At 44.1% G+C, this 9,084-nt stretch carries 8 protein-coding genes; 7 read left to right on the top strand and 1 reads right to left on the bottom strand.

Annotation, left to right across the window (positions count from 1 at the left end; genetic code table 11):
• The first annotated feature begins 100 nt into the window (after window positions 1–100).
• From ADI74_RS01225 to ADI74_RS01200, 6 genes are all read left to right on the top strand, one after another.
• Complete coding sequence (locus ADI74_RS01225; protein WP_049536525.1) at window positions 101–1,846, top strand: ABC transporter ATP-binding protein; 1,746 nt, start codon at window positions 101–103, stop codon at window positions 1,844–1,846.
• Window positions 1,836–3,578, top strand: a complete 1,743-nt coding sequence (locus tag ADI74_RS01220; protein WP_049536523.1) for an ABC transporter ATP-binding protein — start codon at window positions 1,836–1,838, stop codon at window positions 3,576–3,578. The genes ADI74_RS01225 and ADI74_RS01220 overlap by 11 nt, the downstream gene beginning before the upstream one ends.
• A gap of 104 nt (window positions 3,579–3,682) precedes the next feature.
• The gene (locus ADI74_RS01215) at window positions 3,683–4,375 is read left to right on the top strand and encodes a sugar transferase (protein WP_049536522.1); all 693 of its coding nucleotides are present in this window, start codon (window positions 3,683–3,685) and stop codon (window positions 4,373–4,375) included.
• A 42-nt stretch (window positions 4,376–4,417) separates the two neighbouring features.
• Complete coding sequence (locus tag ADI74_RS01210) at window positions 4,418–5,647, top strand: DegT/DnrJ/EryC1/StrS family aminotransferase (protein ID WP_049536521.1); 1,230 nt, start codon at window positions 4,418–4,420, stop codon at window positions 5,645–5,647.
• Between the two features lie 426 nt (window positions 5,648–6,073).
• On the top strand, window positions 6,074–7,255 hold the full coding sequence (trpB, locus tag ADI74_RS01205) for a tryptophan synthase subunit beta (protein ID WP_049536520.1): 1,182 nt from the start codon (window positions 6,074–6,076) through the stop codon (window positions 7,253–7,255).
• Between the two features lie 27 nt (window positions 7,256–7,282).
• Window positions 7,283–7,846, top strand: coding sequence for an aminodeoxychorismate/anthranilate synthase component II (locus ADI74_RS01200; protein WP_049536519.1), 564 nt, complete (start codon window positions 7,283–7,285; stop codon window positions 7,844–7,846).
• 59 nt (window positions 7,847–7,905) lie between these two features.
• Here ADI74_RS01200 and ADI74_RS01195 read toward each other — a convergent pair whose 3' ends face one another.
• Window positions 7,906–8,565: a prepilin peptidase gene (locus tag ADI74_RS01195; RefSeq protein WP_049536518.1), complete on the bottom strand. Its 660-nt coding sequence runs from the start codon at window positions 8,563–8,565 to the stop codon at window positions 7,906–7,908.
• A 69-nt stretch (window positions 8,566–8,634) separates the two neighbouring features.
• Between ADI74_RS01195 and ADI74_RS01190 the strand changes: the two genes are divergently transcribed.
• Window positions 8,635–9,084: GNAT family N-acetyltransferase (locus tag ADI74_RS01190; RefSeq protein ID WP_049536517.1), on the top strand; the 450-nt coding region annotated here is incomplete at its 3' end.

The raw sequence follows: 9,084 nt of genomic DNA, 5'->3' as shown, positions 1-9,084 counted from the left end.
GCCGTACTCAAGTACAGCCTGCGGCTAGTTTCCTAGTTTGCTCTTTGATTTTCATTGAGTCTTGGCCTCAGGTTTCCATTTGCAATCAGAAAGGGATTTTATGTCCATTATTCAAAAACTCTGGTGGTTTTTCAAGTTAGAAAAGCGCCGTTATCTAGTCGGGATTGTGGCCTTAGTCTTGGTTTCCGTCCTCAATCTCATTCCCCCCATGGTCATGGGGCGGGTCATTGACGCCATTACTGGGGGGCAATTAACCCATCAGGACCTCCTTCTTAATCTATTTTATCTACTGCTGGCAGCCTTTGGGATGTACTATCTGCGCTATGTTTGGCGCATGTATATCCTTGGGACTTCCTACCGTCTAGGGCAGATCATGCGGTCTCGCTTATTTGAGCATTTTACTAAAATGTCGCCAGCCTTTTACCAAACATATCGGACAGGGGACCTGATGGCACACGCCACCAATGATATCAATGCCCTAACTCGTCTCGCAGGTGGCGGAGTCATGTCAGCAGTGGATGCCTCTATCACGGCACTGGTGACTTTGCTGACCATGCTCTTTAGCATTTCATGGCAGATGACTCTAGTTGCCATTCTTCCCTTGCCTTTTATGGCTTATGCGGCCAGTCGTCTAGGGAGAAAGACTCATAAGGCTTTCGGAGAATCTCAAGCTGCCTTTTCTGAACTCAATAACAAGGTGCAGGAGTCTGTATCAGGTATCAAAGTGACCAAGTCTTTCGGTTATCAGGCGGATGAGCTGGAGTCTTTTCAGGCAGTCAATGAATTAACCTTCCAAAAGAACCTGCAAACCATGAAATACGATAGTCTCTTTGACCCCATGGTTCTCTTGTTTGTTGGTTCCTCCTATGTTTTAACCCTTTTGGTCGGTTCTTTGATGGTTCAGGAGGGGCAAATCACAGTTGGGAATCTGGTTACCTTCATCAGCTATTTGGATATGCTGGTCTGGCCTCTTATGGCTATCGGTTTCCTCTTTAATATCACTCAGCGAGGGAAGGTTTCTTATCAGCGGATTGAGGAACTCTTGTCTCAGGAATCACCTGTACAAGACCCTGAGTTTCCTCTGGACAGTATTGAAAATGGGCGCTTGGAGTATGCCATTGACAGCTTTGCCTTTGAAAATGAGGAGACACTGACGGATATTCACTTTAGTTTAGAAAAAGGGCAAACTCTGGGCTTGGTTGGACAGACAGGCTCTGGAAAAACGTCCTTGATTAAGCTCCTCTTGCGTGAATATGATGTGGATAAGGGTGCTATTTACCTAAATGGTCACGATATTCGGGACTATCGTCTGACAGACCTTCGCAGTCTCATGGGCTATGTCCCACAGGATCAGTTCCTCTTTGCGACCTCTATCTTAGACAATATCCGCTTCGGCAAACCTAATTTGCCCCTTTCAGCGGTCGAGGAAGCGACTAAACTAGCTCAAGTTTACCAAGATATTGTAGACATGCCTCAGGGCTTTGATACAGTTATCGGTGAAAAGGGAGTCAGTCTTTCTGGTGGTCAAAAGCAACGTCTGGCTATGAGTCGGGCGATGATTTTAGACCCTGACATCTTGATTTTAGATGATTCCTTGTCTGCCGTGGATGCCAAGACAGAGTATGCGATTATTGACAATCTCAAGGAGACGCGAAAGGACAAGACAACCATTATTACGGCTCATCGCCTCAGTGCAGTCGTCCATGCAGATCTAATCTTGGTTCTGCAAAATGGTCAAATTATCGAACGGGGCAGGCACGATGACTTGCTAGCAATGGATGGCTGGTATGCCCAAACTTACCAGTCTCAGCAGTTGGAAATGAAAGGAGAAGAAGATGCAGAATAAGAAAGAACAATGGGCTGTATTGAAGCGCTTGATGTCTTATCTCAAGCCCAATGGATTCCTGACCTTTTTGGCATTAAGTTTTCTCCTCGCGACGACGGTCATTAAAAGTGTGATTCCCCTTGTAGCTTCCCACTTTATCGACCAGTACCTCAGCAACCTCAATCAACTTGCTGTGACCGTTTTGCTGGTCTACTATGGTCTTTATATCCTGCAAACTCTAGTTCAGTATATCGGTAATCTTCTCTTTGCGCGGGTGTCCTACAGTATTGTCAGAGATATTCGTCGGGATGCCTTTGCCAATATGGAGAAACTCGGCATGTCTTATTTTGACAAGACGCCAGCAGGTTCCATCGTCTCTCGTTTGACCAATGATACCGAGACCATCAGTGATATGTTTTCGGGAATTTTATCCAGCTTTATCTCAGCAGTTTTTATCTTTCTGACAACTCTCTATACCATGTTGGTGCTTGATTTTCGTTTGACAGCTTTAGTTTTGCTCTTTCTACCCTTGATTTTCCTTTTGGTCAATCTCTATCGGAAAAAGTCAGTCAAGATTATCGAAAAAACCAGAAGTCTCTTGTCAGATATCAATAGTAAGCTGGCAGAGAATATCGAGGGAATCAGGATTATCCAGGCCTTCAATCAAGAGAAGCGCCTGCAGGCAGAATTTGATGAGATCAACCAAGAACACTTGGTCTACGCCAACCGTTCTGTAGCCTTGGATGCCCTCTTTTTACGTCCTGCCATGAGTTTGCTGAAACTGCTAGGATATGCCGTTTTGATGGCTTACTTTGGTTACCGTGGTCTTTCTATCGGAATAACGGCCGGAACCATGTATGCCTTTATCCAGTATATTAATCGTCTCTTTGATCCTCTGATTGAGGTGACGCAAAACTTTTCAACCCTTCAAACTTCTATGGTATCTGCTGGTCGTGTTTTTGCCTTGATTGATGAAACGACCTATGAGCCTCTTCAAGAAGATGGGCAAGCCAAAGTCCAAGAAGGCAATATCCGTTTTGAACATGTCTGTTTCTCATATGACGGGAAACATCCGATACTGGATGACATTTCCTTTTCAGTTAAGAAGGGTGAAACCATTGCCTTTGTAGGACATACAGGTTCAGGGAAATCTTCGATTATCAATGTCCTCATGCGTTTTTATGAATTTCAGTCAGGCCGAGTTCTCTTGGATGATGTGGATATCAGGAACTACAGCCAGGAAGAACTGCGAAAAAATATCGGACTGGTCTTGCAGGATCCCTTCCTTTATCACGGGACTATCAAGTCCAATATCGCCATGTATCAAGAGATTAGTGATGAGCAAGTAAAGGATGCAGCTTCCTTTGTCGATGCAGATTCCTTTATTCAAGACCTCCCGCTGGGCTATGATGCTCCTGTTTCCGAGCGTGGTTCGAGCTTTTCTACTGGACAGCGCCAGCTTCTTGCCTTTGCCAGAACAGTCGCCAGTCAGCCTAAAATCCTGATTTTGGATGAAGCGACAGCCAATATTGACTCGGAGACAGAAAGTTTGGTTCAAGATTCCCTAGCTAAGATGAGACAGGGGCGGACGACCATTGCCATCGCCCATCGTCTTTCAACTATTCAAGATGCCAACTGTATCTATGTTTTGGACAAGGGGCGCATCATCGAGAGTGGCACCCATGAGGAACTCTTGGCCTTGGAAGGAACCTATCACAAGATGTATAGCTTACAGGCAGGGGCCCTATCATAAAGAAGAATTCCTCTAAATCACAGATTTCTTGCACCGCCTTTTCCATTTTGTGGTATAATGAAAAATGTTGACAAATAGTATACTAAAAACAAAGGAGAAACAGCATGCTGAAATGGGAAGACCTACCCGTGGAAATGCAATCAAGCGAGGTTAAGTCTTACTACCAGCTTGTCTCTAAAAGGAAAGGTTCGCTGATTTTTAAGCGTTGCCTGGATTGGGTTCTGGCCCTGTTTTTGCTACTTTTGACTTCTCCCGTCTTTCTTATCTTAAGCATTTGGATCAAGTTGGATAGCAAGGGACCTGTCATTTATAAGCAAGAGCGCGTGACCCAGTACAACCGTCCGTTCAAGATTTGGAAGTTCCGTACTATGGTGACGGATGCGGATAAAAAAGGAAGTCTAGTGACTTCAGCTAACGATAGCCGTATTACCAAAGTGGGAAATTTCATTCGCCGTGTGCGCTTGGACGAACTGCCTCAGCTGGTCAATGTCCTTAAAGGCGAGATGTCCTTTGTGGGCACAAGACCCGAGGTGCCACGTTACACCGAGCAGTATAGCCCTGAAATGATGGCGACCTTGCTCTTACCAGCCGGAATCACCTCTCCAGCTAGTATCAACTACAAGGATGAGGACACCATCATCAGTCAAATGACGGAGAAAGGTCTATCGGTTGATCAGGCCTATGTCGAACATGTCCTTCCTGAAAAGATGCGCTATAACCTCGCCTATCTCCGAGAGTTTAGTTTCCTTGGAGACATCAAAATCATGTTTCAAACCGTGTTTGAGGTACTAAAATAAAGTAGTCATGAGAAAATGAGTACAGATAAAAGGAGCAAATCAATGCCAAATTACAATATTCCATTTTCACCACCTGATATTACAGAAGCAGAAATTGCTGAAGTAGCGGACACCCTTCGTTCTGGCTGGATCACGACGGGTCCTAAGACAAAAGAACTGGAGCGCCGCTTGTCCCAATACACACAGACGCCTAAGACTGTCTGCCTCAACTCTGCGACAGCCGCTCTTGAGTTGATTTTGCGAGTGCTTGAAGTGGGACCTGGTGATGAAGTCATCGTTCCAGCTATGACCTATACAGCTTCATGTAGTGTCATCACTCACGTAGGAGCAACCCCTGTCATGGTCGATATCCAAGCAGATACGTTTGAGATGGACTATGACCTGCTTGAGCAAGCTATCACTGAAAAGACTAAGGTGATTATTCCAGTAGAGCTTGCAGGGATTGTTTGCGACTATGACCGTTTGTTCCAAGTTGTTGAGAAAAAACGTGACCTCTTTACAGCTGCTAGCAAGTGGCAAAAGGCCTTTAACCGTATTGTGATTGTCTCTGATAGTGCCCATGCTTTGGGATCTACTTACAAAGGGCAACCGGCTGGTTCTATCGCTGACTTTACTTCCTTCTCTTTCCATGCTGTTAAGAACTTTACAACAGCTGAGGGAGGAAGTGCTACTTGGAAAGCCAATCCAGCGATTGATGACGAAGAGATGTACAAGGAATTCCAAATCCTTTCCCTTCACGGGCAAACTAAAGATGCTCTTGCCAAGATGCAACTGGGCTCATGGGAATACGATATCGTAACCCCTGCCTACAAGTGCAACATGACGGATATCATGGCTTCCCTTGGTTTGATACAATTGGACCGTTACCCAAGTTTGCTTGACCGTCGTAAGGAAATCGTGGACCGTTATGATCGTGGTTTTGCTGGTTCTCGCATTCATCCATTGGCACATGAGACGGAAACTGTTGAGTCAAGTCGTCACCTCTACATCACACATGTTGAAGGTGCGAGTCTCGAAGAGCGCAACCAAATCATTCAAGAATTGGCCAAGGCTGGAATTGCAAGTAACGTTCACTACAAACCGCTTCCGCTCTTGACAGCCTATAAGAATCTTGGCTTTGATATGTCAGATTATCCAAGAGCCTATGCCTTCTTTGAAAATGAAATTACGCTTCCTCTTCACACTAAATTAAGTGATGAAGAAGTAGACTATATCGTTCAGACTTTGGTGAGAATTTCCGAAGAAATCCTTGGTTCTGGAAAAAAATCATAAAAAAATCTTGACAAAGATAGAACAATAACATATAATATTCTCAATAAATCAGAAAAGTAGTTATTTTTGATCTTCAGGGAGCCGGTGGTGATTGTGAACAGGTGGTTGGAAGTAGTGAAAGTGGGCTGATTTAAAAAATGAATTTGAAACAATGAAAATTCGGTGCGCACACCTTACAGTGCAACTTGTTGTTAGACAAGGCAGAGATGTAAAGGGAATAGTCCCTTTATAATTGAGGTGGCACCGCGTTACCAACGCCCTCACATGGAAGTGAATTCCGTGTGTGGGCTTTTTTCTATCCGTCATTTTGTTTATCTTTTATTAGGGCGTTAAGTCGCTTTGATGAACTTGAGTTCTATCTGTAGCTCCTTGCCTACTACTAAAAGCAAACAAAAAACCGGATTCATACAGAAAGAGGAAAAATTTATGACAACTAAAGGTTATTTTGGACAATTTGGTGGCAGTTTTGTACCGGAGCCGATTCAGGCTTTGTTGGATGAGTTGGAAGTGACATTTGACAAGTACAAGGATGATCCAGAATTTTTGGCAGAATTTCGCCATTACTTGAAGGATTATTCAGGTCGCGAAACACCGCTTTATTTTGCGGAAAGTTTGACAGAACACTTAGGTGGAGCTAAGATTTATCTTAAACGTGAAGACCTTAACCATCTTGGTTCTCACAAGCTCAACAACGTTTTAGGGCAAATTCTTCTTGCCAAACGTATGGGCAAAAAACGAGTGATCGCAGAAACAGGAGCTGGTCAGCACGGTGTTGCGACAGCAGCAGCTGCAGCCAAGTTTGGTATGGCCTGTGATGTCTACATGGGGGCAGAAGATGTGGAGCGTCAACGTCTCAATGTCTTCCGAATGGAGATGATGGGAGCAACTGTTCACGCGGTTGAAACGGGAACTCGTACCCTCAAAGATGCAGTTGATGCAGCCTTTGGAGCATGGATGAATGACCTTGAAGCCTTCTACGTTTTGGGATCTGCTGTAGGCCCTCATCCTTATCCTACCATTGTTCATGAATTCCAAAAGGTCATCAGTGAAGAATCTCGCCGTCAAATCTTAGAAAAAGAAGGTCGTTTACCAGACTACGTCATTGCCTGTGTAGGTGGTGGTTCCAATGCCATCGGTGCATTTTCTCAGTATGTGGATGATGAAGAAGTCAAATTGGTTGGAGTCGAAGCTGCTGGTCACGGACTTGATACAGACAAGCACGCAGCTACTATGACAAAAGGTAGTGTCGGAATTGTCGACGGAATGAAGACCTATGCAGTCTTTAAGGAAGACGGAGAGCTGGCGCCAGTTTACTCTATCTCTGCTGGTTTGGACTATCCAGGGGTTGGCCCAGAACACGCCTACTTCAAAGATTCAGGTCGCGTGGAATACGTAGCAGCAACGGATGAAGAAGCTGTTCAAGCCTTGCTTTTATTAAGCAAGACAGAAGGGATTATCCCAGCTATTGAAAGTTCACACGCCATCGCAGAAGCGGTTAAACGTGCACCAAAACTAAGTAAAGATGAGATTATCATCATCAATGTCTCTGGTCGTGGAGACAAGGACGTAGCTGCGATTGCAGACTACCTAGAAGCTAAAAACAACTAATCATTCCAAGACTAAAGGGAGAAAACTGTGATTTTATTGATTGATAATTACGATTCTTTTACCTATAATCTAGCTCAGTATATCGGAAATTTTTCTCCTGTTGAGGTCTTAAGAAACGATGACCCTCGTCTCTATCAAGTCGCGGAAAAGGCTCAAGCGCTTGTCTTTTCACCTGGACCTGGTTGGCCGGCTGATGCTGGAAAGATGGAGGAAATGATTCGAGATTTTGCAGGCCGAAAACCAATTTTAGGGATTTGTCTTGGACATCAGGCTATTGCTGAGGCATTCGGTGGAAAACTCGGTCTAGCTCCTAAGGTCATGCATGGTAAACAAAGTCAGCTACAATTTGAAGCTCCATCCATTCTCTACGATGGAATAGAGAACAAATGTTCAGTCATGCGTTACCATAGTCTTATGGTAGAGGAATTACCCGAAGATTTTGAAGTTACAGCTCGTTCGACGGATGACCAAGCTATTATGGGAATTCAGCACAGGAACCTGCCTATCTACGGTTTCCAGTATCATCCAGAAAGTATCGGCACGCCAGATGGCTTAACCACCATACGAAATTTTATTGAGAAAGTAATTTAACTGGAAAATTTCACTCAATTGAAAAGCTCTCCACCAAGGAGAGCCGATTCAGGACTTTATCAAACAAGCAGTAGCTTACCAAAAATAATCAAACAAGCAGAAAGTAAGAGGAAAGGCACGAAAGGAAGTCTTTCCTTTTTCTCTTGCAGGAGAAAGGCCAGAATCCCCGTCGCAGAAGCAAACTGAATCAAGATCAGTAGTTCAATCGCGCTAAAGACGAGAGCACAAGAAGCCAGAAAGAGAAAATCCCCTGCTCCTATGCGGATATCGATAAAATGAGCCATGATTCCAAGGACAAGGAAGAAGAACATAACCAGATTCCAACCAGAGCAAGCCATTAGGAATAGATGAAAGAAAATCCAGACTAGTAAGGGATATTCCTGATGGCGAAAGTCGTAGATGCCCAAGGTCAAACCAGCAGTGATGAGGATGACTTGACCCAAGGAAAGCCAGCCCCAAGACCAAGCCAGAAAGAGGATCCCTAAGCATAATTCAAAGAGGGCATACCAGAATGGATAGCGAATCTTGCAGTAGCGACAGCGAAAGCGATTAAACACCTGCGAAAGGATAGGAATCAAATCTAACGGACGCAAGCGAGTCTGACAGGAAGAACAGTGACTAGCTGGTCGGATAATGGATTGCTCAGGGAAACGGTCAATGACCAAACCCAAGAAAGAAGCGAGAATGCTCCCAACAAGAAAAAAATAAAGATCAATCATACTTATCTATTCGTAAAAAATAGAAGAAGTAGTATAATGGAGAAACATAGATAAGATAGTGAGGTCAAGATGACAATTCGTTTTGAAGAAAAGGTGAACACAGAAAATGCTCAGCTCGTATGCCAATGGTCCAACTCCCTTGGCAAATCCTTTCAAGAACAATGGATGGGACCAGAGATTCCTTTTCCCTTGGCAATTCAAGTCTTGCAAGATTTGGAAGGAATCTTTTCAATTTTTGATGGACAAGAGTTTGTGGGGCTTATCCAGAAAATCAGGCTAGAAGACAGGAATCTTCATATCGGGAGATTTTTTATCAACCCTCAGAAGCAGGGGCAAGGCTTAGGTAGCCAGGCTTTAAGGAAATTTGTTAGTTTGGCCTTTGAAAATGAAGACATAGATACTATTTCTCTAAATGCCTACGAGGCAAATCAAAGAGCTTACAAGCTTTACCAAAAAGAAGGATTTGAAATCGTTCAAATGGTTGAAGTACCTATACGAAAATATATCATGAAAAAGGGC

Origin of the sequence: Streptococcus pseudopneumoniae (genome assembly GCF_001074565.1) — a bacterium.
GTDB lineage: Bacteria > Bacillota > Bacilli > Lactobacillales > Streptococcaceae > Streptococcus > Streptococcus pseudopneumoniae_J.
Note: the sequence above shows the minus strand (reverse complement) of the source record. Positions and strands in the feature narration are given on the sequence as shown.

Bases quoted from the DNA above. Each gene is read 5' to 3' on its own strand.
- ADI74_RS01225 (WP_049536525.1), top strand. From the start codon at position 101: ATGTCCATTATTCAAAAACTCTGGTGGTTTTTCAAGTTAGAAAAGCGC.
- ADI74_RS01220 (WP_049536523.1), top strand. From the start codon at position 1,836: ATGCAGAATAAGAAAGAACAATGGGCTGTATTGAAGCGCTTGATGTCT.
- ADI74_RS01215 (WP_049536522.1), top strand. From the start codon at position 3,683: ATGCTGAAATGGGAAGACCTACCCGTGGAAATGCAATCAAGCGAGGTT.
- ADI74_RS01210 (WP_049536521.1), top strand. From the start codon at position 4,418: ATGCCAAATTACAATATTCCATTTTCACCACCTGATATTACAGAAGCA.
- trpB (WP_049536520.1), top strand. From the start codon at position 6,074: ATGACAACTAAAGGTTATTTTGGACAATTTGGTGGCAGTTTTGTACCG.
- ADI74_RS01195 (WP_049536518.1), bottom strand. From the start codon at position 8,565: ATGATTGATCTTTATTTTTTTCTTGTTGGGAGCATTCTCGCTTCTTTC.